At 42.2% G+C, this 22,458-nt stretch carries 18 protein-coding genes; 11 read left to right on the top strand and 7 right to left on the bottom strand.

Annotated elements, in window-relative coordinates; genetic code table 11:
* Positions 1-207 precede the first annotated feature (207 nt).
* A complete protein-coding gene (locus tag CXF80_RS14255) occupies positions 208-2,691 on the top strand; it encodes a putative bifunctional diguanylate cyclase/phosphodiesterase (RefSeq protein ID WP_101033488.1) in 2,484 nt (827 codons plus the stop codon).
* Here the strand turns inward: CXF80_RS14255 and CXF80_RS14260 are convergent.
* A complete protein-coding gene (locus CXF80_RS14260) occupies positions 2,663-3,631 on the bottom strand; it encodes an alpha/beta fold hydrolase (protein ID WP_101033490.1) in 969 nt (322 codons plus the stop codon). The two genes, CXF80_RS14255 and CXF80_RS14260, sit on opposite strands and share 29 nt — an antisense overlap.
* Positions 3,632-3,694: 63 nt before the next feature.
* Positions 3,695-5,500 carry a DUF885 domain-containing protein gene (locus CXF80_RS14265; RefSeq protein WP_101033492.1) on the bottom strand — a complete coding sequence of 602 codons (1,806 nt, stop codon included), beginning with the start codon at positions 5,498-5,500 and terminating at the stop codon, positions 3,695-3,697.
* Between the two features lie 214 nt (positions 5,501-5,714).
* Here CXF80_RS14265 and add point away from each other — a divergent pair, with 214 nt between their 5' ends.
* Complete coding sequence (gene add / locus CXF80_RS14270) at positions 5,715-6,710, top strand: adenosine deaminase (protein ID WP_101033494.1); 996 nt, start codon at positions 5,715-5,717, stop codon at positions 6,708-6,710.
* A 101-nt stretch (positions 6,711-6,811) separates the two neighbouring features.
* Here the strand turns inward: add and hemN are convergent, their stop codons facing one another.
* The 3 genes from hemN to CXF80_RS14285 form a co-directional block, all read right to left on the bottom strand.
* Positions 6,812-8,188, bottom strand: coding sequence for an oxygen-independent coproporphyrinogen III oxidase (hemN, locus tag CXF80_RS14275; protein WP_101033495.1), 1,377 nt, complete (start codon positions 8,186-8,188; stop codon positions 6,812-6,814).
* Positions 8,189-8,376: 188 nt separating this feature from the next.
* Positions 8,377-9,126 carry an NRDE family protein gene (locus CXF80_RS14280; protein ID WP_101033497.1) on the bottom strand — a complete coding sequence of 250 codons (750 nt, stop codon included), beginning with the start codon at positions 9,124-9,126 and terminating at the stop codon, positions 8,377-8,379.
* Between the two features lie 56 nt (positions 9,127-9,182).
* The gene (locus CXF80_RS14285; protein ID WP_101033499.1) at positions 9,183-10,769 is read right to left on the bottom strand and encodes a metal transporter; all 1,587 of its coding nucleotides are present in this window, start codon (positions 10,767-10,769) and stop codon (positions 9,183-9,185) included.
* A gap of 319 nt (positions 10,770-11,088) precedes the next feature.
* Here CXF80_RS14285 and CXF80_RS14290 point away from each other — a divergent pair, with 319 nt between their 5' ends.
* The 3 genes from CXF80_RS14290 to CXF80_RS14300 all read left to right on the top strand — a co-directional run bounded on the left by CXF80_RS14290 (position 11,089) and on the right by CXF80_RS14300 (position 15,323).
* Positions 11,089-11,688 (top strand): YhgN family NAAT transporter, encoded by a 600-nt coding sequence (locus tag CXF80_RS14290; RefSeq protein ID WP_101033501.1) that lies wholly within the window; start codon positions 11,089-11,091, stop codon positions 11,686-11,688.
* Positions 11,689-12,168: 480 nt separating this feature from the next.
* Positions 12,169-12,483 (top strand): hypothetical protein, encoded by a 315-nt coding sequence (locus CXF80_RS14295; RefSeq protein WP_101033503.1) that lies wholly within the window; start codon positions 12,169-12,171, stop codon positions 12,481-12,483.
* Positions 12,483-15,323, top strand: coding sequence for an immune inhibitor A domain-containing protein (locus CXF80_RS14300; RefSeq protein ID WP_101033505.1), 2,841 nt, complete (start codon positions 12,483-12,485; stop codon positions 15,321-15,323). Before CXF80_RS14295 ends, CXF80_RS14300 begins: the two co-directional genes overlap by 1 nt.
* An 84-nt stretch (positions 15,324-15,407) precedes the next feature.
* Here the strand turns inward: CXF80_RS14300 and CXF80_RS14305 are convergent, their stop codons facing one another.
* Entirely contained in the window at positions 15,408-15,992 is a 585-nt protein-coding gene (locus CXF80_RS14305; RefSeq protein ID WP_101033507.1) for a chorismate--pyruvate lyase family protein, read from the bottom strand.
* A gap of 126 nt (positions 15,993-16,118) precedes the next feature.
* On the opposite strand from CXF80_RS14305, the gene CXF80_RS14310 reads away from it, so the two are divergent.
* Positions 16,119-16,520, top strand: a complete 402-nt coding sequence (locus CXF80_RS14310; protein ID WP_101033509.1) for a flagellar basal body-associated protein FliL — start codon at positions 16,119-16,121, stop codon at positions 16,518-16,520.
* Positions 16,520-17,602: a 23S rRNA (adenine(1618)-N(6))-methyltransferase RlmF gene (gene rlmF / locus CXF80_RS14315; RefSeq protein ID WP_101033511.1), complete on the top strand. Its 1,083-nt coding sequence runs from the start codon at positions 16,520-16,522 to the stop codon at positions 17,600-17,602. Before CXF80_RS14310 ends, rlmF begins: the two co-directional genes overlap by 1 nt.
* On the opposite strand, the gene CXF80_RS14320 is transcribed toward rlmF, so the two are convergent.
* Positions 17,599-18,453: a formate dehydrogenase accessory sulfurtransferase FdhD gene (locus CXF80_RS14320; RefSeq protein WP_101033513.1), complete on the bottom strand. Its 855-nt coding sequence runs from the start codon at positions 18,451-18,453 to the stop codon at positions 17,599-17,601. The two genes, rlmF and CXF80_RS14320, sit on opposite strands and share 4 nt — an antisense overlap.
* A 343-nt stretch (positions 18,454-18,796) precedes the next feature.
* Here CXF80_RS14320 and CXF80_RS14325 point away from each other — a divergent pair, with 343 nt between their 5' ends.
* From CXF80_RS14325 to CXF80_RS14340, 4 genes are all read left to right on the top strand, one after another.
* Positions 18,797-19,264 (top strand): DUF3305 domain-containing protein, encoded by a 468-nt coding sequence (locus CXF80_RS14325; RefSeq protein ID WP_101033515.1) that lies wholly within the window; start codon positions 18,797-18,799, stop codon positions 19,262-19,264.
* Positions 19,261-19,905 (top strand): DUF3306 domain-containing protein, encoded by a 645-nt coding sequence (locus tag CXF80_RS14330; protein ID WP_101033517.1) that lies wholly within the window; start codon positions 19,261-19,263, stop codon positions 19,903-19,905. The genes CXF80_RS14325 and CXF80_RS14330 overlap by 4 nt, the downstream gene beginning before the upstream one ends.
* Before the next feature lie 162 nt (positions 19,906-20,067).
* Positions 20,068-21,747 (top strand): 4Fe-4S binding protein, encoded by a 1,680-nt coding sequence (locus tag CXF80_RS14335; protein WP_101033519.1) that lies wholly within the window; start codon positions 20,068-20,070, stop codon positions 21,745-21,747.
* Positions 21,748-21,757: 10 nt separating this feature from the next.
* Positions 21,758-22,423: a TorD/DmsD family molecular chaperone gene (locus CXF80_RS14340; RefSeq protein ID WP_101033521.1), complete on the top strand. Its 666-nt coding sequence runs from the start codon at positions 21,758-21,760 to the stop codon at positions 22,421-22,423.
* The last annotated feature ends 35 nt before the right edge of the window (positions 22,424-22,458 follow it).

Below are 22,458 nucleotides of genomic sequence, written 5' to 3' on the forward strand. Positions count from 1 at the left end.
ATCCTTTCTATATATCAGATATGCTATATATGCGTAAATAAAATTACACTTACCAGTCAAACAGGGTAGAGTGTGTAGATCGATTTAAAGCTACTAATAAATAATAAGTTTTTATATTGTATGTGCTATTAGGAGACATAACTGTCTTTACTTATTGATAAGATTACCGCTAGCATATCTTCATATATTTCATTGGGTGGGTTTATTTTGCCTCGTTTGCCGAATCTTTCTCTGACTATACTGGTTCCTGTGTGTATTTTTATCCTTTACCTTGGTTTGGTATGTGGACAGTATTTCTATGAGCATGCGGAACTAAAAGATCAGCTTGCATCAACACAATCAGAGCAAATTCAGAAAGATTTATTTAGAATGCGTCACGTGGTTGAATCATCTTTATTGATGCAAGATTTTGAACGGTTAGAGCAGGAGGTTGCTTTAGTTTCAACAGATCAAAATATGATGGTGTATGTGATACTTGATTCTGCTAGTGAAATTCAATTCGCTAATCATATTATTTGGCGTGAGAGTAATGCTACTAACGTATTGGAAGGCTATTCTGCTGATTTGCACGGAAGTGTTATCGCCAACAATAAACCTTACTTTAAGGTCAATTTCGATCGATTATCCATACAGGCTTATTATCCTTTAAACGCTAATTCTCGATATAGTTATTCAAATTCAGTAGATCTAATTTATCTAGAATATGACATTGCCAATACCTTATCAGAATCGGTTGATCGCCTCTTAAAGCGCTTTATTGAGATCTGGGGGATTGGCGCTTTATTTTTGTCACTATTTTGCTTCATGTTGCATTACTTACTGATACGACCGTTAATTCAGTTAAGCCAAGCAGCTAAAAACCTTGATTCTCCGGATTTCAACACTGATATTATGTGTGCATCAACCGAACTGGTTAACTTACGTGATTATCTAAATCAGGTTAATGGTCGATTATCTCGAAGCAAGAAACGGCTTAATGATGCTGAGCAACGTTGGCTTTTTGCGGTTGAGGGCGCGCGAAATGGCATTTGGGATTGGTGTATTTCTACTGGAGATGTGTTTGTTTCTGATCGCTGGAAAGACATCTTAGGCTACCAACCTTACGAGCTTGATAATGACTATTCTGTTTGGGAATCTCGTTTACATCTTAGTGATAAGCTACAGGTATTAAATACTTTACAGAACTACATCAGTAACCAACATGAATATTATGAAAGCGTTCACCGGTTGCGCCATAAAGATGGCCGCTATATTTGGATTCTTGATCGTGGAAAAATAGTTGAGTGGGATGAGTTAGGTCGGCCATCGCGGATTATCGGCACCATTACTGATGTTTCTGGTGATGTTAAAAGCCAACGTGTTGCTAATGATAAGCAAGGTCATAATGGCCTTACCGATTTAATTAATCGTGATGTACTAGCCGATCAACTCTATGATTCACAGGTTTTAAGCCGCAAGACCGGTCAATTCTCTGCGCTATTGATGATTAATTTAGATAACTTTAAATTAATTAATGATGCTTTGGGTCGCCAACTTGGTGACCGATTGTTAATGCAAATAGCAGCGCGCTTATCAGCTACGTTTTCTAGTACTGGTTTAGTTGCACGCCTTGGGGCTGATGAATTCGTTATTCTGGCCAAAAACTTTGGTAATGAAATCGATCAAGCAAACAAGCGTGCACTAGCATTAGCAAGTGAAGTAAGGCAGCTAATTGGTCGTAGTTATACCATTTCAGAGCAAAACTTGTCTATTTCGGCCAGAATTGGTTTAGTGATTTTTGATGGTATTGAGTCATTAGAACCTCAAGTGCTATTGGCTCGTGCTGATAGCGCTTTAGAGCAAGCAAAAGACAGCCGCTCTAATGGTTGCGCCATTTATCGACCTGAGTTTGAGCAGAATCAAGTACAACCTTTTAAATTACAAAATGAACTAAAAGTTGCTATTCACAACCAACAGATGTCATTGGTGTATCAACCTGTTGTCGATCGGGCAGGACAACTTAATAGCGTTGAAGCCTTGATGCGTTGGTATCACCCTCAGTATGGCTATATTAGTCCACGTAAATTTATTGCTGCAGCTGAATTATCCGATTGTATTTTCGAGCTAGAGTTATGGGCATTAGATAAGGTTTGTGAGTTGATACAATTACTTCAACAAACCAATGCAACCATTCCATTAATGTCATTAAATATTTCTTCGCGCCACTTTCATCAAGATCATTTCGTAAATGTCATTATTAGCAGGATTAATGCTGCGCAAATATCACCGAAATTACTTCAATTTGAACTAACGGAAGACGTATTTGTGGTCAATGCTAAGGTGGCAAAAAACAAAATTTCCGAGCTACAACGATACGGTATCAATATTGCGATGGACAATTTTGGCGGTGGTTCTTGTGCCGTTCATCAACTGCAAGGTATTGGCTTTTCACAAGTGAAGTTAGCTGCTATTTATCTTGAAGATATAGAATATAACCCCGAAAGCTTTAATATTGTTAGTGCTGTAGTTGAGTTTGCGACCAAATTGAACTTCCCTGTTGTCGCTAAACAGGTTGAGAATAAGCAACAACTCAACTTACTGACACAGGCGAAGTGTACTTGGTTTCAAGGTTATATCATTAGTCGGCCACTAGATCATGACGATATTATTCAGTTAATTAACACTAAGCTATCGTTGAGTGTTGTGCCATAAAATCGATAGTATGAGAAAGTGCAATATTACGCATGCTATCGCTCTCGATAAACACTTCGTGATATGCGCCTTCAATCACCACCTTATGACAATGAGTGCTTAATGTTTGATTTTGCGCCTTATTACAGACAATAGTGTCTTTTTCTGCTTGTAAGATGAGTATTGGGGTTTGGCTATGTTTAGCATAGTTGATACATCTGTTTGCTGCGCTCATTGCTTCAAGCAACCAATGATTGGTCGGTGAGCCCAACTGTACCTCGGTGGTATCCTCGAATACGTTGCGATAGTGCTGGTAGCGAAATGGGCTATGAGTGAGCTTGTTACGCTTAAAACTATCTGGTTGGTAATGCGTTCCACCTAGCACAAAGGTACTGTGTACTTTGCCTGCTTCAATGCGATTATTATCGAGCTTTTGAGCTAACCAACGGACAACCGATTGAGCAAAAGGTAGACGTATAGCAAACATAGGTGCTGAAAATACTGCTGCAGTAAACGTTTGCGGGTATTTATTTAGATAGTCACTCGCGATAGTACAACCCATTGAGTGAGCTATGATAAATAACTCTTCATGCAGCTGTGGGCGCACGACCTGATCAATAAATTGAGCAAAGTCATCCGTATAATCGGTAAATTTCTCAACATAACCCTGATGTGGATTATGGGTGAGTCTGTCTGACAGCCCTTGGCCTCGATGATCTAAAGCGTAAACGCTGAATCCTTGTTGATATAAGTCGTATATCAATTCTTGATACTTCACATAGGATTCGACCCTGCCATTACTGATCACTATTGCGCGTTGATTATTAGGATGTTGGATCATCGCATAAGCAATTTTTATTCCGTTATGGGTGCAGAAACTCGATTGGTGCACTTGTTGCCAAAAGTGTCGCTGATCACTGGTATTGAGCTTTAATTCGGATGAAAATTTCATGTAATGCATTGTTATAAGCCAGCTTGTTATAATCTTAAATAGTGTTTAATTTCGACGCGTTCATCTATATTGTTACACGCTGCTCGCTTCTTTTACCATTGCTTGTTGACGAGCAATAAACTCATCAACCATTTGCTCTAGTACTGACATCGGGATAGAGCCATTCTCTAAAACGGCATCATGAAACTGTCTAATATCAAAATCTTTTCCTAATGATTTTTCTGCTTTAGCGCGTAAGCGTTTTATGGTTAATTCACCAATTTTGTATGACAGTGCTTGGCCTGGCCAAGAAATATAACGATCTATTTCTGTGGTGACGTTGTGCATTGAAAGGGCTGTATTGCTGGCCATAAAATCTATCGCTTGTTGGCGGCTCCAACCTTTAGCATGCATGCCAGTGTCGACGACTAAACGGGCCGCACGCCACATTTCATAGGTTAAGCGGCCAAAGTTACTGTAGGGGTCTTGATAAAACCCAGCTTCTACGCCTAAATATTCTGAATATAAGCCCCAGCCTTCACCAAACGCAGAGATATAACTGTACCGCCGAAAGTTGGGTAAATTAGTCAGTTCTTTATTCAATGATATCTGTAAATGATGCCCTGGAACCGCTTCATGTAAGGTTAATGCTTCAAGCTCGTAAAGCGGTCGCTTATCTAAGGCGTAGGTGTTCACCCAATAATAGCCGGGCTCGTCGTCACGGTTTGAACCTGAGTAGCGTCCCGTTGTGTATTTTGGCGCTATTTCTGCAGGTACAGGTTCAATGCCATAAGGCGTCCGTGGTAATTTGCCAAAATATTTAGGTAATATAGCATCGGCTTTTTTGGCAATAAACGCCGCTTCTTTAAGTAATTCATTAGCTGTTTTAGGATAAAATTGTGGATCGGTGCGCAAAAAGGTTAAAAAGTCAGCAAAACTGCCTTTAAAGCCAACGTCTTTAATAACCTGTTCCATTTCTGCTCTTATACGAGCGACTTCTTGTAATCCAAGCTGATGGACTTCTTCAGCGGTCATTGGCAGTGTGGTGTAATACTCAACTCTGTTTTGATAAAAAGCCGAGCCATCAGGCAAGGCGGAAGCGGCAATGTTTATTCGTGCATTAGGAATGTATTCTTGAGTCATAAAATCATAAAACTGCTGATACAGCGGTAGTACGATTTGCGCTACAGTGGCTCGACCTTGTTGGGTCAGCGATTCTTTTTCTGACGCGCTAAAATGATCAGGGTAATGGGTAAACGGCGTAAAGTAACCGCTGGTTTCAACCGGAACAATAAAAGCGCTAATGCTGTCTTCAAAACCCTTTAAGGTGACTTTTGCTGGGGTGATACCAGCGGCTAAGCCTTGTTTGAGCCAATATATTTGCTGGGTAAAATGGCGTGGTAATTGTTTAAGTTTAGCTAAATAGTGCTGATAATCTTCAACGCTACTGAAGCGAGCTTTAGCAATCGATGCGATAGATGCATGGAAACCACTTTCAGCCGTTATAGGTAAATAGTGGTCATGAAAACGATACAGGTCGACTTCATTTTGCAGCTGATCCTGCAAAATTTTAGCATTGATGACATCGGATTTTGATAACGGCTTTCGGTCAAGCTGTTTAAGTTTTTTGAGATTTTCGAGGGTCTGTTGGTATTTTTTCGCTAATGTTTGAGCAGATAAATCGTCAAGCATTCCTGCGGCAGAAGCGTCACCTAAACTGGCTGCTAACATCGGTGAATAAGCTAAATTAACTGCCCAACTCTGGTCTATAATCGCTTGTAAATTGGGATCTATCTGCGTTTGTTGGCGAGTGACGCGGCTATCAATCTGAGTCGTGGTAACACTATTACAAGCCGATAAAGTTAATATTATCAGTGCCGGTAGGATCAGCAAGCGCATTAATAGTCCTTTATTATTTAACCTTTTTGTCAGTATTAGAGTATGCCCGATTTAAGCATAAAAAACACATCACAAATTAGCATGAGTTTTTGGTGTGATAGATTCCAGAAAAAACATTGCTCATCAGAATTAGTCTCAATACATGTTAAACTGAAAACGATTCTCTGACCGACAAAATTAAACTAATGGCAGGGTAAGTTTATAGGGGTTAATTATGATAGATAAAACCATTCCGCTAGTTGATTTACATCGACACTTAGACGGTAATGTTAACGTAAAGACTATTTGGGAATTAGGCCATCAACATGGTATTCAATTACCCGCTAATTCACTAGAAGAGCTTGCGCCATTTGTGCAAATCCAAGGTAAAGAAAGCAACCTAATGGATTTTTTGAAGAAACTAGATTGGATGGTTGCTGTATTAGCCGATCTTGACGCGGTGAAACGTGTTGCCTATGAGAATGTTGTCGATGCAGCATCGCAAGGGTTAGATTACGCTGAATTGCGCTTTAGTCCTTATTACATGGCGATGAATCATAATTTAGCCATTGAAGGCGTTGTTGAAGCCGTTATCGATGGTGTGCGTGCCGGTGTCAAAGAGCATGATATTAACATTAACCTAATTGGTATTATGTCGCGTTCTTTTGGACAAGAGAAATGCCGTTTAGAGCTTGAAGGCATACTCGCTCACCGTGACAGTATTGTCGCGATGGACTTAGCTGGAGATGAACTCGGTTTCCCTGGCGATTTGTTTACAGAACACTTTAAGCGTGTTCGAGATGCGGGATTACAGATCACCGCTCATGCTGGTGAAGCGGCAGGGGCTGAAAGTATTTGGCAAGCTCTTAATGTATTAGGCGCGACACGTATTGGTCATGGCGTGAATGCGATTCATGATCCTAAATTGATGGAATATCTTGCCAAACATAGGATCGGGATAGAATCGTGCCCAACCAGCAACTTACATACCTCTACTGTTAAAGATTATGCTGTTCATCCACTGCGTAAGTTTATGGATGCGGGGGTATTGATTGGACTCAATACTGACGACCCAGGGGTGAGTGCGATTGATATCGCTCACGAGTACCGTGTGGTTAAATCTGAAATGGGTCTAAGTGATAGCCAGCTGGCGACATTGCAACGTAATGGTGTTGAAATGGCCTTTATATCTGATAGTGACCGCAAAGCGTTATATGCCAAAAAAGCGTAGTAGCGTCAACGACGATATAAAAGCAGTCTTATAAGATTAGTTTACAAAAACAGCCAGCAAATGCTGGCTGTTTTTATATTATATTGATTATAAACAGTTACTTAGATAACTCTTGAAAACTGTTGTTGACGGGCTTTTTGGCGATAATACACATCAAAGCACATGCAAATATTACGAATAAGTAGTCGACCTGTCGGGCTTATTGTTAACTTGCGATCTGTGATATCGACCAGTTTATCATTGATAAAGGTTTGCAATAATTTCAGATCTTCCACAAAATATTCTTCGAAGTTAATCGCAAACTTACGGTCAATTTTGTCCATGTCTAAATCAAAATGACAGATAATTTGTTTAATCACCGCACGGCGAATTTCGTCATCGTGATTTAAGCTACAACCTTTCCATAATGCATGACCATTGGCATCAATCGATTCGTAATATGGACGAATATCTTTTTGATTTTGGGCATAGCAGTCGCCAATTTGGCTGATAGATGACACCCCTAATCCAAGTAAGTCACATTCTTCTTGGGTGGTATAACCTTGGAAATTACGATGTAATTTACCGGTGTTTTGTAATTTTGATAGCTCATCATTGGGTTTGGCAAAGTGGTCCATACCAATAAATTGATAACCGGCACCCGTTAATGATTCTATTGTTTGACGTAGCATATCTAATTTTTGTTGTGGAGCCGGCATATCATGTTCTTTAATTTTACGCTGTGCAGCAAAACGCGATGGTAAATGTGCATAGTTAAAGACAGATAAGCGATCGGGTGAAAGCTCAATAATTCGGGCTATAGTTTTAGCAAACGTTTCTGGTGTTTGCAGCGGTAAGCCGTAAATTAAATCGACGTTAGTAGATACAAAGCCTAGTGCTTTTGCCCTAGCCATTAAGTCGAAAATAAATTGTTCGTCTTGCTCGCGGTTAACGGCAATTTGTACTTCTTTATTAAAGTCCTGCACACCAATAGACACTCGGTTAAACCCAGCTTCTTTTAAGGTATCCAACATACTTAACTCGATTTCTCGAGGGTCGACTTCAATAGAGTATTCACCAACGTCTGCAAAATTAAAGTGTTGTTTAATTAGCTTGCTCAGTTTAAGGATTTGTTCTGGGCTTAAAAACGTAGGTGTACCACCACCCCAATGCATTTGGGTTACCGTGTAGTTTTTGAATAGTGGGGCACGTTTAATAATTTCAGTGGCCAGATACTCAATGTATTGGTCGGCTTTGTGTGAGTGACGAGTAATAATTTTATTACAACCACAGTAGTAACAAAGCTTGGCACAAAATGGAATATGTACATAAAGCGACAGTTTGTCTGATTTACTATTTTTAATTGATGTCAGTAAATTTTGCTCAGTAAAGGCATCGTCAAATTCTAGTGCGGTCGGGTAAGAAGTATAACGGGGACCGCTGTAATTGTATTTTTCGATCATCGACTGATCCCAACTAATCTGAGTGGGCTGCTTCAAGGCGTGTCCTCCAATGGGTAAATTAGCAACATACGAAGTATGCAATGTTCGTAATCAAATAACCTTGATCTAGGTTGTAAAAATGAATGTTGCTTATGGAGACGAGTGAAGTTTAGCGATAGCTGATATGGGATAATGACCAGACTGTGCAACAGATCACGGTTTGTATTTCAGACAAAGTAGATTTTTTAGGCAAGATTAATATGTTGAGTCCCTAAATTACGTGCCTTACCATCGTATCTCACTTCAGTAAATTGCACGTTACCACTGCGGTGTTTTAATACAATGCTGGTTGAACGAGTGCCGTATGCTTCATGTTGGATAAAAATAGAGGACAGTCGACGCTCCCATTCAAGGCTAATGCCCGTTTGAGGTAAATCTTGATCCCTTGGTTGCGAGGTATCGCGCATGATCGCCAGTAATTGGTCTATGCAAGGTGATTGCATCTGGTTGATATAGTTTTGAAGCTGCTGTTGACCTTTAGCCATCTTAGGCCATATATCATCTAATGCCCCGTTGCTCACGGCGTGAAAACCTGAAGTAAGCCGAGTCGTGGTTAACATCTTACTGTTAAAGCAAAAGAGTTGTTGGTGTTGTTCGAAAACTAAATTAAACGGATTGTAATTGTCTGCATGTTCAATAAGCCATTGGCTATTGATATGATGTTTTGTGAGTGCATCAACGACTAATTCACCGCGACTGCGAACGCCATCTTGCTGTTCGATTGAACGAATATTAGTTAACCCGGCAAATTGACCTTGTTCATTGACCCCAATCCATGTTCCGCCGGCTTGTTTATCTTGTCCTGCGATAATAGCTGGCATGGTTGCCCAACGATAAGCCGGTTCGGTTGCTCGGTGATGAAATTCATCGCGATTGGCACAGACTATTAAGGGGTAATCTGGATGCGCTTCAACGGCAATAAATAAAATACACATAGCTGCCCCTTTAAATATGTCGACACCATCATCATAACCTAGTTAATCGATCCTGATTAATGATGATGTTTATGTGTCGAAGCTGAGTCGTGATGATGTGAGTTCTGGGTGTCTGAGTGATGGTCTTGATCATGGGTATGTGGTGCTGATTTTAGGTTAATCATCAAACGGCTTAAAAAATTTCGAGGTCCAAGTCGCAGTAAGCTGGCGCCAAACAATAAAACGATCGCCACTAAGCCAATAATATTAGCTGACTCAGGCAGCTGTAATGTTAATGATGAGCTCAGGGGTAATTGATCTGCCACCATTAGCCCTACAAGTAAAATACCGCCTAACATGAGTCCTTGTTTCCAATTCATTAACTTAAATTGGCTAATACTGAGTACGGGTGCAGCCAATAAGGTAAAGGCCACTGCAATTTGGCTCCAACCACTGTAAGCCAAAGCAAGGGCTAAAATCACCGTGCCTAAATTACAAAAACGCATCGGTAAAAAGACTAAGAGTAAGATAAACACCTGCAATGCAGGGTTTTGTAATGGAACCGATGGATGACCGATGAGGTTTGCTAATACTAAGCTGAGGATAATCCATGGTGCACTTCGGTCGACTAATTGGCTAAAACCAAAACGCCATGGTGACTCAGATAAGGTTGGATGCGGGTCTGTCAGATCCACTTGCGTTAGGGTCATTAGTGCCCCAATGGCCAATAACCCCAGCGCTTGGTAAAGCGCAAACCAAGGGCCTAACAGTAATAAGGTAATTAATAATGCTTCTGGTCCAGCTAAACGCTGTAACCAACGCAGCCCTAAGGAAGAATGAGATGGTCGTAATCCTGATGCGAATCTAGCCGTAGCAATAAAGTAACTGCCTAATAAAATAGGTGAAATTGTTAGTAACCAACTAACGAATTGTTCTGAACCATGATTTTGATGAGCATGTTCGTGACCGCCAGTATCCATGAGGAGTAATAAAGCCAATAGCCCTAGACCAAGTAAGCTGCCGATACCTGCCTGATACTGATATTGGCCCTGTTTATCTTCATCTTGGTGGCCGTGAGGCTGATGTAACACCACATGTAAAATTGAACCCGTAACAAAGGCTTGCAAGTAAACAGTATTTTCAAGGCTTAATTGAGTCAATAAATGCTCACCAGCAAAGTAACCGACACTGGTTAATATCATCATGGCAACTAAAACCACACTAGCCCACCGAGTGCCAACTTGAGGCTTGAGTAACCACCAAATAGCGACACCAACAGGTAAGCGATGCATGATCACGCCTAAAGCAAGGAGTGCCGAATTACCTTCTTGTTGTGCCAAGACCATGGCTCCACCGTCAGTCATGGTATGCAGCAGCAGTCCGCCAATACCTAATGTGAGGGTGATGTTGTGGGTGATCTCTGAATATCGATGAAACAGTTTTTCACTGGCCGTAGGGCCCCAAACGCCAAGCATGACAAACAATAGCGTGATAAACCCACCATGCTCCAATAGTTCCGGCAAAATATGAATGAGGACTAGTCCGCCAAGGGAGACGAAAATAAATCCATCTAAGCCCTTTTGAAGTCCACTACCTGACGAGAAGAAGCGGTAAAAAAGAGGCCCAAACAGTAATGCAATACAGCTAGCGATTAGATAGAGCATGTTATCCAGAAATCAATCGAAAAAAACAACGCAGTATAACATTCTAAACCAGTATTGTAGTGTGTGAATATTTCAAGCTGAAAAAATTACACTTGGTTAGTTGTGAATATAGATCGAGTCATTGAAGATAAAGTAGAAAAAAGTTCATAAGATCATTGCGTTGGTAACTGTTGGCTGGTTATTTATGATGTGAAATTGTTTACAATTATTAGCGGCTATAGCCCTAAAGTCATCAATAAATTGGCTATCTGCATCGCTTATGTTACTGCGTTGAGTATACAATGTAGCCCATATTTCGTTAATTAAAAGATTGTCGTCCATGGATGTTTTTTCTGCAGCCGTCATGCTGTTCTTGATTATAGACCCGCTGGGTAATTTACCTGTATTTGCTTCCATATTGCGCCATCTTGATCCCAAAAAGCGCCGTAAAGTATTAATCCGTGAACTGTTGTTTGCGCTGGTCATTATGTTGTCATTTTTGTATACCGGTGAAGCCATCCTTAATTTTCTGGACTTACGTACTGAGTCCGTCAGTATTGCCGGTGGTATTATCCTGTTCTTAATCGCGATCAAAATGATCTTCCCCTCGCCGGGTGGCGTTGCCGGAATGGCAGCAGGTGAAGAGCCTTTTATTGTCCCGATGGCGATCCCGTTGATAGCGGGTCCGTCTATTTTAGCGGCATTGATATTACTGGCGCACACTGACAACAGCCGTATGACGGATTGGACGATTGCGTTAGTTTCTGCTTGGGGCATGAGTGCGTTTATCTTAATGTTTTATAAGTTGTTTACTCGCATACTTGGTGAGAAAGGTTTAATAGCGGTAGAGCGGTTAATGGGAATGGTATTGGTGATGATATCAGTACAAATGTTACTTGATGGGATATCAAAATACATTACCCACAGTGGCTTAAGCTAATCCTTACCGAGAGATATAACACTGAGTTAACTCTAGGAATACTAAACGATTATCAAGCAGCCGTTTTCTCTCGCTCACTGCGTTGATGTCTCTTGTAATAGACTGACTATTGATAGGTCACCTCAACTCTGGATAATAAACTGTGTATCAAACAGCCCTTTGTGCCGTGATCGAACGAGTATCGAGTTACAATAGGTCCCTATTGACGCGTCAATACGCCTCGTTAGCAAAAAAATGGCAAGTGTGCTCTGAAATGGATAAAAAGTAAGCCGCTTTTATCAATTTGCCACAGCACTTATTCCCAGTGAAGGTAAAAAGCCGACTCAACAGAGTTGGCTTTTTGTTTGCTGAAGCTAAGTTAATGGCCTTTTTTATTAATTTTTAATCGAACGGATACATTTACATTAAAGAATGTCTAACTTAATTGTAACCCAGCAGTTGCAGCTGTTAATGTTATGTCATTATTGTTTGGGGTGAATTATGAAATACATTATCGTCACGTTGGGACTGGTTTTTATGACCTTGCAAGGGTGTCAAAATCAGTCGGCAGCATCGGCAGACGAACAAGCGGCCACTGTTGTGGTAGTCAAACCGTTAGTTAAAGATTGTGGCCCTAGCGGGATGCCACCTTTACGTGATCGCACTAAATTAACTGAAAATTTGCGAGCCCAAGGGCTAATCACCGCCGATATGGATCAAGCACAAATAGATAAAATTGTTGCTGATTACATCACTAAACGCCAAAAAGCATTTGAAAAATGCCATAAACCAACACCCAATATAGGTAAGTTGTAATGAGTAAGTTGACTAAATATCAAGGGTTAGCCATTTCAACGTTATTGCTTGCATGCACTAGCATGGCAGTACTTGCGGCTCCGCAAACGGGTACACCTGCTGATGGCGGGTTAATTAATAAACAACAAGTGCTGTATTGGTTGATTAAACGTGGTGAAGTGAGCGCCGACGCCAGTGAGGCCGTTAAACAAGCCGCTGTTGATGCCTTTGTGAGTCGAGGTCGTCATACAAGGTTTAAACCTGCCACTATAGAAGTCAAAGCTGAGCAACTGCGCATTAAACGCTCAGCGCAAAAAAACACTAATAGTGCTCAATATGTTGTTGCCAATAACAAAGTCTTAGCCGATCAAGATATCACCAAAACAGTAAAGGTTTTGGCTGTATTGGTGGACTTTCCAGACTTACCTCACGATGCTAACCAACTTGAGGCTGGTGATACCGACATGTATTACAGCAGCTATCCAGCATCCCATTATCAGCAACTATTATTTTCAGAAAGCGGTTTTGTAGGCCCAAGTAATCAAACTCTGCAATCGGCTTATCAGTATTTTCAGGCCGTGTCGGGTAATAGCTTTTATTTTAGCGGCCAAGTGCAAGACTGGGTAACCGCAGACAACAATGCCGCTTATTACGGTGGTAATGATGTTGATGAAAATGACAAGGCAGTACCTGAGCTCGTCAAAGAAGCGGTGACCAAAGCCGTGCAAAACATGACTGACCTTGAATTAGCCCAGTACGATATTGAAGACCCTTTTGATATAGATGGCGACGGTAATTATGATGAAGCAGACGGTATTATTGATCACGTGATGCTATTTCATTCTAGCATTGGTGAAGAAGCGGGTGGCGGAGTGTTAGGTACTGATGCCATGTGGTCGCACCGTTTTTATGTCGACTTGAATACTAATGGTTATATCATTCCTGGCCGCGGTGGTCTTAAGGTGTTTGGTTATACCGTGCAGCCTATCGATTCTGCTGCAGGAGTATGTACTCACGAGTTTGGTCATGATTTAGGCTTGCCGGATGAGTATGACACGACTAACGGTGGCGACGGTTCACCCGTAGGAGCTTGGTCACTGATGTCTGGCGGTAGCTGGACTGGTAGCATTGCGGGTGCTCAACCCAGTGGTTTGAGTCCGTATGCAAAATCCTTCTTACAGCAAAAATACAAGGGTAAATGGGTTAATGAACAACACCTATCTCTGGCCGATTTAACCAGCAGCGGTACCGCTGTGAAGCTTAATCATGCTGTTAATACTGATGCGGTAAACCAGCTATCAATCGCGCTCCCTGCTGAGGAAATTACGTTTAAAGCGCCATTAACCGGTCAATATCAATATTATTCAGGTCAAGGCAACCTGATCAATAATGCCATGTCATTTGATGTGACGTTACCATTAGCGACCCCGTTATCCTTATCTTTCCAAGCCCATTGGGATATTGAAGATGATTATGATTATGTGCAGGTATTGGTTGATAGCGTTGCTATAGAAGGTAACCACACGAACAATACAAATTCAGTTTATCCTACGGTAAAACATTCGATTAGCGGTAAGTCGAGCGACATCAGTACCGCGTATGGAAGCGATTCTTGGGTGGATCTAAATTTTGATTTGAGCGCATATGCCGGTCGTGATGTGCAAATCAGTGTGGTGTACAAAACCGATGAAGCCGTTGGCGATTATGGTATGGCGATTGATGATATTCAATTAACCAACCAAGACACGGCATTTTATCGCGATGGAGCCGAAACTAACGGCATGGCAACCTTATCTGGTTTTAGCCGCATTGAAGATAGTCTTGCTGGTAAAGCAAGACGTTACATTGTGCAATTACGCAGCCATCAAGGTGTAGATGCTGGGCTGGTTTATAACAACTATGAAGCGGGTTTATTGTTGTGGTTAGAAAATTTTAATCAAACCGATAACAATGTGTCAGAGCACCCTGGAAAAGGGTTAATTGGAGTGGTCGATGCAGACCAAGATTTGATTGGTAGTCAATCTACTGATGTGCAAATTCGCGATGCAACATTTAGCTTATTTGCCCAAAGTACATACAGTGGTGATAACCACTTAGCTGCCGAGCCTCTATTTGATGACAACCGCGATTACAGTGCGCCGCTAAAGCCCATGGCTGGGATGATATTGCCTGAGCTAGGCCTAACCATGCAAGTAACAGAGCAAGCAACAGACAGCAGTACAGCAACCATTGAGTTTGCCTTGTCTGATAGCAGCGTATTGCCACCCGTTACGCTTACGGCCGACATTAATGCGCAAGCCATTGGTGCTGATGTGAGCTTTAATGCGGTGGTCAGTGGCGGCAGTGATTACACTTACCTATGGTCGTTTGGGATAAATAGTGCCACCAGTACCGATACTGCGCCAAGCTACACATACTCTGCATCGGGCGACTATATTGTCAGTGTTATTGTCAAAGATGGCGCGGGTAATACTGTGACGGCAACAGAAACAGTACGTGTGGTTATTCAGCCTATAGCGGCATTTTCCATATCTCAAACTGACCTCACTGTGATGTTGACTAACACGTCTAGCCAAGGTTTTGGTCATTTGACTTATCTATGGGATTTTGGCGATAACAGTACTAGTACGGCGCAAAACCCAAGCCATACTTATACAGCAGCAGGTACTTATACCATTACGTTAGTGGCCACAGACTCTGTTGGTAATGTTGTTACGGTCAACCAAGCCGTAAACGTATTAGCGTCAATGGAGACCGTTGCTACGCCAGTTACAACAGACAGTGATAGCGGTGGTGGTAGTTTGGGTTGGTTAAGTGTGTTGATGCTGAGCTTGTTAGGATACTGGCGTAAGCGGGCTTAATCCTAACAATACAAAAACGCCCATAAGGGCGTTTTTTGTTTTAAATTAATAACATTAAATTATGAGATAGGGTTAACGAGCACACTAAGCACTTTGATTAATATAATCGACCGCCGCAGGCAGAAATATTTCGCTAACAATAAGTTGTGAGTTATGTAAATTAAAGTAGCGTCTACGGCCCCATAAGCTGCTGTTAACGTGTTGATTTAAGCTGGTGGCTAAGGCTGCTAAACGGCCACAGGTTTTAAACTGGGCGACTTCAATATTGCCGGGCGTAATGTCTGGGCTAGTAAACAATAATTCACCCAAAGACCGAGTGCCAAGGCGAGTAAAATCATTGTATTGATTATCATTGCGCTGAGTGCTTAAAATGGTTTGTGGGATCAGTGTTCGGGCAAATACCCATGGGATACCGTCAAGACACAATAATACCTCACGGACCCAAACAGGGTCAGTCTGAGCAGGGAACTCATCTGCTAGAGGCTCAAGTAAATGCTCGCCTAACACTTTTACTTCAAAATGATTACAGTGTGTCTTAAGGCGCAGGGTCAAACTCCCCGTTGCTAATAACCATTCTTTAAGCTGGCTATCGGGCAATGAATCGATTTTTTGTGGCGAAAACCAATGAATTGATTCACCATAAGGAAAGCTAATACTGGTCACATTCATCTAAAACTCGTTACAATATATCTCAACGGCATTAGTCTATCATGTCAAAGATGAGCAAACACTCTAAGGGAGTGGCCAATATGGCTTATTTAATTAACGTTCCACATTGACGGAGTTTGTTTCACTATGAAAAAATTGGTTTCAACGTTAGTTATGCTGTGTTGTTTCGCATTTAATGTCCATGCAGCAGATGAGCAAGCCCTCGAAGATTATGCTTATTACGGCTTTGAGCCGGACATTGTGACTAACTATATTTCGAATCGAAAAAAGTTAGGTTTTGTTAAAATCAGTGTTGAATTGATGGTAAAAGATCCAAACGATTTAATGAGCTTAGAGCATCACGATCCTTTGCTACGTTCGGCCATTGTTGAAATTTTAGGTAATCAGTCCGAAGAAAAGGTTAAATCCTTATCTGGAAGAGAAGACATTCGCCGTGAATGCTATGAGACGGTCAATCGCCTAATGGAGCAAGAAGTCGGTCGCTCTATTGTGGTTAATTTATTATTCACTAAGTATTTATACGATTAATGACCCGTTCAACGACACCGCCAGTGCGAGCCAAACATGATACCGCTAAGCGTCCGCCAAGCCGGTCGACTGCCAACATTAACCGCGCCTCGGTAAAGTTGAGCAAGCCTGTCTTATCAAAAGCATTGCATCCGCGTAATGCCCATCAACAGGGTTACGACTTTGCCGCATTAATAAGCGCTATGCCAGCGCTAGCCTCTTTTGTACGTCCAAACCCTTATGGTAATGATTCTATCGATTTTGCCGACCCTAAAGCGGTAAAAAGTCTCAATGCGGCATTACTGCTGAGCGAGTATCACATTAATGGCTGGGACATTCCTGAAGGGTATTTGTGTCCACCTGTGCCTGGTCGAGTGGACTATTTACATTACATTGCTGATTTATTAGCGGTTAAAGGCAAGGTGGTTAAAGGGGCGCGTATTCGCGGATTGGATATCGGCACCGGTGCAAATGGTATCTATCCGTTACTTGGGATCCAAACCTATGGTTGGCAATTTGTGGCGTCGGATATTGATCCTGTCTCTATCGCTAATGTCGCCAAGATTGCACAACAAAATTCAAAGATTGCCACGCATTTGCAGTTAAGATTACAGCATCAACCCGAGCATATCTTTAACGGTCTGATTGCTACCGATGAACAGTTTGATGTCACTTTGTGTAACCCGCCGTTTCATCGTTCACTCGCTGAAGCATCTGAGGGATCATTACGTAAAGTTAATAATTTAGCCAAAAATAAGCAACAAAACCAGGGGCAAAAATCGCGTAAGTTAGCGGCAAGCCAAGCTAAGCCTACGCTTAATTTTGGTGGTCAAAAAGCAGAGCTATGGTGTGAGGGCGGTGAGCAACAATTTTTAACTAATATGATCAAACAAAGCCGAGATTATGCTAACCAAGTGCTATGGTTTACCTCATTAGTCTCAAAGTCAGAAAACCTCAAACCTTGTTATCAATTACTCAAACAAGTGAACGCCGTTGAGGTGAAAACCATCGAGATGACACAAGGTAATAAAGCGACCCGCATATTAGCGTGGAGCTTTTTAAGCCCTGCATTACGTCAACAATGGGTCGCATTGCGTCCTTAATCCTTCGCTGCATCAAATGTTATCGTTTCACTGCCGTGATACACCAAAAAGTGCCGCCCTTTGGCGCGAGCAATTAGGGTGATACCCATTTGCTGGGCTAAGTCTAAGCCCATTTGGGTCACGCCACTGCGCGACAGTAGTACCGGTATGCCCATCTTGGCAACTTTAATGACCATTTCAGATGTCAGTCTACCTGTAGTGTAGAAAATTTTATCATGTCCCGATTGTTGATCTAACCACATATCTCCGGCGAGAGTATCAACGGCATTGTGGCGGCCAACATCTTCAACAAAGGCTAAAATTTTCTCGTCTTTGCATATTCCACAGCCGTGTACGGCGCCGGCATTTTTGTAGGTTTCATTATAGGCATTAATGTTGCCGAGTAAGGCATAAATAGTCGATTGCTTTAATGCCGGTGTCGGCAATGATATCTTATCTAAACCTTCTAAAAACCCCCCATAAACCGTGCCTTGGCCACAACCGGATGTGACGGTTTTTTCGGCTAACTTCTGCTCAATATCCTCAGAGACCTCTTGGGTGATCACCGCAGCTGAGCTGACATCCCAATCAACAATAACCGATTCAAGTAAACTTAACTCACTAATAAACCCTTGGTTTTTTAAGTATCCAAGCGTTAGGGACTCTGGTTTTGCACCCAATGTCATTAAGGTCACAATGGGACGCCAATTTAAGTACACCGTTAATGGGCGTTCACAGGCGACAAATTTATCGACGACTTGACCTAGCTCGTTTACGGCTTTGACTGCAATGGTCAGCGGTACCTGAGTCTTGGTTTTAACAAATTTTATCGCGTTGCGCTGCAAAGATTTGGCTGAAACAGATTGAATCATAAGCGAGTTAGCCTCTAAGTGGGTCTTTCATTAATGGGAGTAGGCCGTGTTTGCCTGCTTCATCACCTAATAAGCATAGCAATTATTATTCCCTTAACTTAAAACAACTTACCTAAGCGTGATCTGGCGCAAATCTTGACAAATTCAATGTTATTGGCGTGTATTTATGTCCCACCTAAAATCGCATAGTGGACATATTGTCCTATTATTACTAATAATTTCGGGATCTAGTTCAAAGTTATTTTTACTTTCTAGTTGGCATCATTTTTGCTGCTACTTTAATAATAAAGAAATCAATCTAGTGTATTTCAATACACATATTCATGTCAGAGGTAAGCATTCCATGCAACACACCGACACGATTTGGCCAATGTATGTTTCACTCAAAAAAGTGCAAACCCAAGTAGGGCGTTGGACATCAGTCCGTTGGGAGCTTGACCAAATGATTCCTGCCACGCTAGAACAGCCTGACAATGGTGTTTTGGTTAAATTGGCATTACACAAAGATGAACGTGGTAGTTATCGCATCAATCTTGATATGGATAATTCAACACTTTTTATCGTATGCGACGAACTGATTGATGGCACATGGGTTCCTGCGATGATTTCAGCTGACCAATATGTCAGCGCTGGCTGTCTTGAATCAGATACTCCGGTGCTCAATATCCCAATGCCTGGTGCAATAGCTTGTTGGATAGAAGCATTTATCACTCGTCACGGCGAGGTCGAGATCAGTGCCCATAGACGTAAGCATGTTAACCGTCGTAAAAATGAAGGACCCAGCGCTAATCACTCAGGGAAAATGCAATGAATGATAAGGCTGAAGGATTAATTAACCGGTGGGAGCTTAGGCGTCAGCGGGTCGCTGAAGAGGCTGAACAAGAAGCGCTGCTGCAGCACACGCTAGATCATGCTGATGACACCGACACGCTACCAGCGGAAACGCTGCAAGATGTTAGCACAATAGACCATGAACCCGATGAGGTGACAGAGTCTGAGCCGTTACCTGACCCGAGTACTATTGAAGTTGGCGGCAGTTTTGCGCGTTTTATGGCCAAAAGTGTTGACCCAACGACTAAAACCGCAGCGTTGCGAGCGTTATGGAAACAACCGCAATATGGTCATATCGATGGGCTACTTGAATATGCGCTGGATTATACTAATCAACCGTTACTCTCTGCGGATGTCTCAGCCGAGTTGGCCAATAAAGTATTTCGTTATGTCATTGAAAAAGAACAGCCTGAGCCAGAATTAGATGCTGACTTAGCACAAACCGACTTAACGGAAACCGCGCTGGCTGAACAAACCGACTCGATAACTGAAGAGGAGCAAATTGTTTTAGCCGATGAAAATGCACCACAAATTGCAGCGTTATCGTCACAAGAACAACCGCTTTGTCACGCTGATGACCTGATAAAGCAAGCTGCCGCCAGCGATGAGGCGAAAGCGTAATACCACAGTCACTAAATAAATGTGACACAGATAAAAGCCGTTATTTAACGATTTAGCACGAGTTAGAGTTAATTATAGTCAATTAATGACCAGCAATAAGCGTCAACAGTGAACTGAGCTACCACTGTTAATGAGGTATAAAAACCGAGAATTGGGAACGCAATGAGTATTAGAAAAAACCAGCCACAGCTGAAACAAGCACGACAACAGGTAATGGCGAATACGCAGATTTTGCAAAATTTAATTCCGCCTACTGTCAGCTATACCACCAAGGGGCATGTGCTCGTTATTGGGCCTGAAGATCTGGCGCGTTTAGCGGCGGACAAATTGTCCACTATGGCAAGCCGGGTTATTTTGGCCAATGAAGCGATCACTAGCCAAGACGAAACCCACCTTGAAGCAGTAATGAATGCGGCCACTGATGTCGAAAGTTATTACAATAAATTGGCCAGCGTTAAAGGTTTTCTAGGACAGTTTCAGGTTAAAGTGGAAGGTGAAAGCGGTATCACAGAGTTAAGTGTGGTCGCCATTCGTCAAGCGCATTTTGATATCGTGCTCGATTTAAGCCACAGTCCCTGCATCAGCCTTGAAATGCTTCCACCGGGTTACTTTTATGTTGGCCAAGACTCCGCGTTACTTGCTGATGCAATTGCCAACATTCCAGACTTAATCGGTGAGTTTGATAAACCGCGCTATGTTCGGGTTAACAGTGATATTTGTGCCCATGACAAACACGGCTTAAACGGTTGTAACCGTTGTTTAAACTTTTGTCCTGCCGATGCCATTAGTAGCGTAGCGCATAAAATTGAAATTGATCCTTATCTTTGTCATGGCGCAGGCAGTTGTACCAATGCATGCCCAACAGGGGCGTTGAGTTACGATTTACCCACCCCAGCATCACTGCATACTTACCTTGAAAAGCTAGTCAGTCGTTATCGCCAAGAAGCGCAAACAGCGCCGGTTATTTTATTTCATGACAATGAAGCGGGTGCCGAATGGATTACGGAACAGCTCAGTGGTGACGTTTTACCTGTCGCAATGGAAGAAATCACTGTGGCGAGTATTGACCATTGGTTGGCAGCATTAGCTAATGGCGCACGGGAAATTTTGATCTTACAAACGCCGACAACAGCACCAACATTACTGCAAATGCTTAAAGGTGAGTCAGCATTAGCGAATCGTATTCTCGATCAAATGGGCCAGCCACAACGGATCCGGTTAATTACCCCGTCAGAGCTAAGCCAATTAGATGATGTGCTAGCGGTTAGTTTAGCTTGGCCAGTGATTATGCCGATGACCTTAAACGCTATCGAACCTAATACCAATGTGAAACGCAGTATCGTGTTTCAAGCTATTGACCACCTTAATGGCCAAGCCGCAGGTGTTGATGATGTGTTAGCCATGGCGAATATTCCATACGGTATGGTGAGCATAAACAGCGACAAGTGCACATTATGCATGTCGTGTGTGGCCACGTGTCCAACACAAGCGTTAAAGGATGGTGGCGATTCACCAGCACTTAAGTTTGTCGAGCAAGATTGCGTCCAATGTGGGTTATGCGAAGCCGCCTGTCCCGAAAACGTGATTAGCTTAGTGCCACAAATCAACTTCAATCAGTCTGCAAGACAACAAGTTCAAGTGTTAAAGCAAGAACCCCCATTTGAATGTATCCGATGCGGTAGCGAATTTGCGACTCAATCAATGATACATAAAGTAATTGAGATGGTGGGTGAACATAGCGCATTTAGCGCTAATATTGAGCGTTTGAAAATGTGTGGCGATTGCCGTGTAAAAGACATGTTTGAAGACATCCTTGACGATCCAGAAAAGCAATTGCAATAAGAGATCTGCTATGACAGAAACAGGAAGAAAAGTAAGTGAAAATGATCAGTTAAGAGCCGATATATATCAGCTACTGGCTGCGTTATTACGCCGCCAACCAAGTGCTGAATTATTGCAGTTTTTAGCTGATTTAGAGGTAGAAGCCGAAGAAGGCAATACCATGAGCCAAGCATGGCATGCGTTAAAACTCGCGGCATCAAACAGTGACACAAACACATTAGAAGATGAATATTTTGCCATTTTCTTAGGCGTTGGCAGTGGCGAGATTATGCCTTATGGCAGTTGGTTTATGACCGGGTCGTTAATGGATAAACCCTTAGCGGCATTGCGTAATGACCTAATGCAACTGGGTTTTGAACGTGAAGATAACGTCAAAGAGCCAGAAGACCATGTCGCCGCGTTATGTGAAGTCATGGGCTGCCTAATTTTAGAGGCGCCAGGTTACCGCCAATTAGCGTTTTATCAACGCCATATTGGCAGTTGGATTATGCATTTTTGTGACAATTTAGCCAAAACACCAAGTGCTATTTTTTACCAAAGCGTAGCACAATTAGCTCAAGCATTTTTCACCGCTGAAGCCAATGAATTTGAACAGCTAAGTTTAGATATTCCGGTGAATTGTCCAGGTAGTGCTGATTTAGATCCGCTTGAACAAGAAGTTGTACAAATTAACTAAACCGGGTGATGGCATATTCTGCCTCATCTTTTTAT

The organism is Shewanella sp. Actino-trap-3 (assembly GCF_002836275.1).
Classification (GTDB): domain Bacteria; phylum Pseudomonadota; class Gammaproteobacteria; order Enterobacterales; family Shewanellaceae; genus Shewanella; species Shewanella psychromarinicola.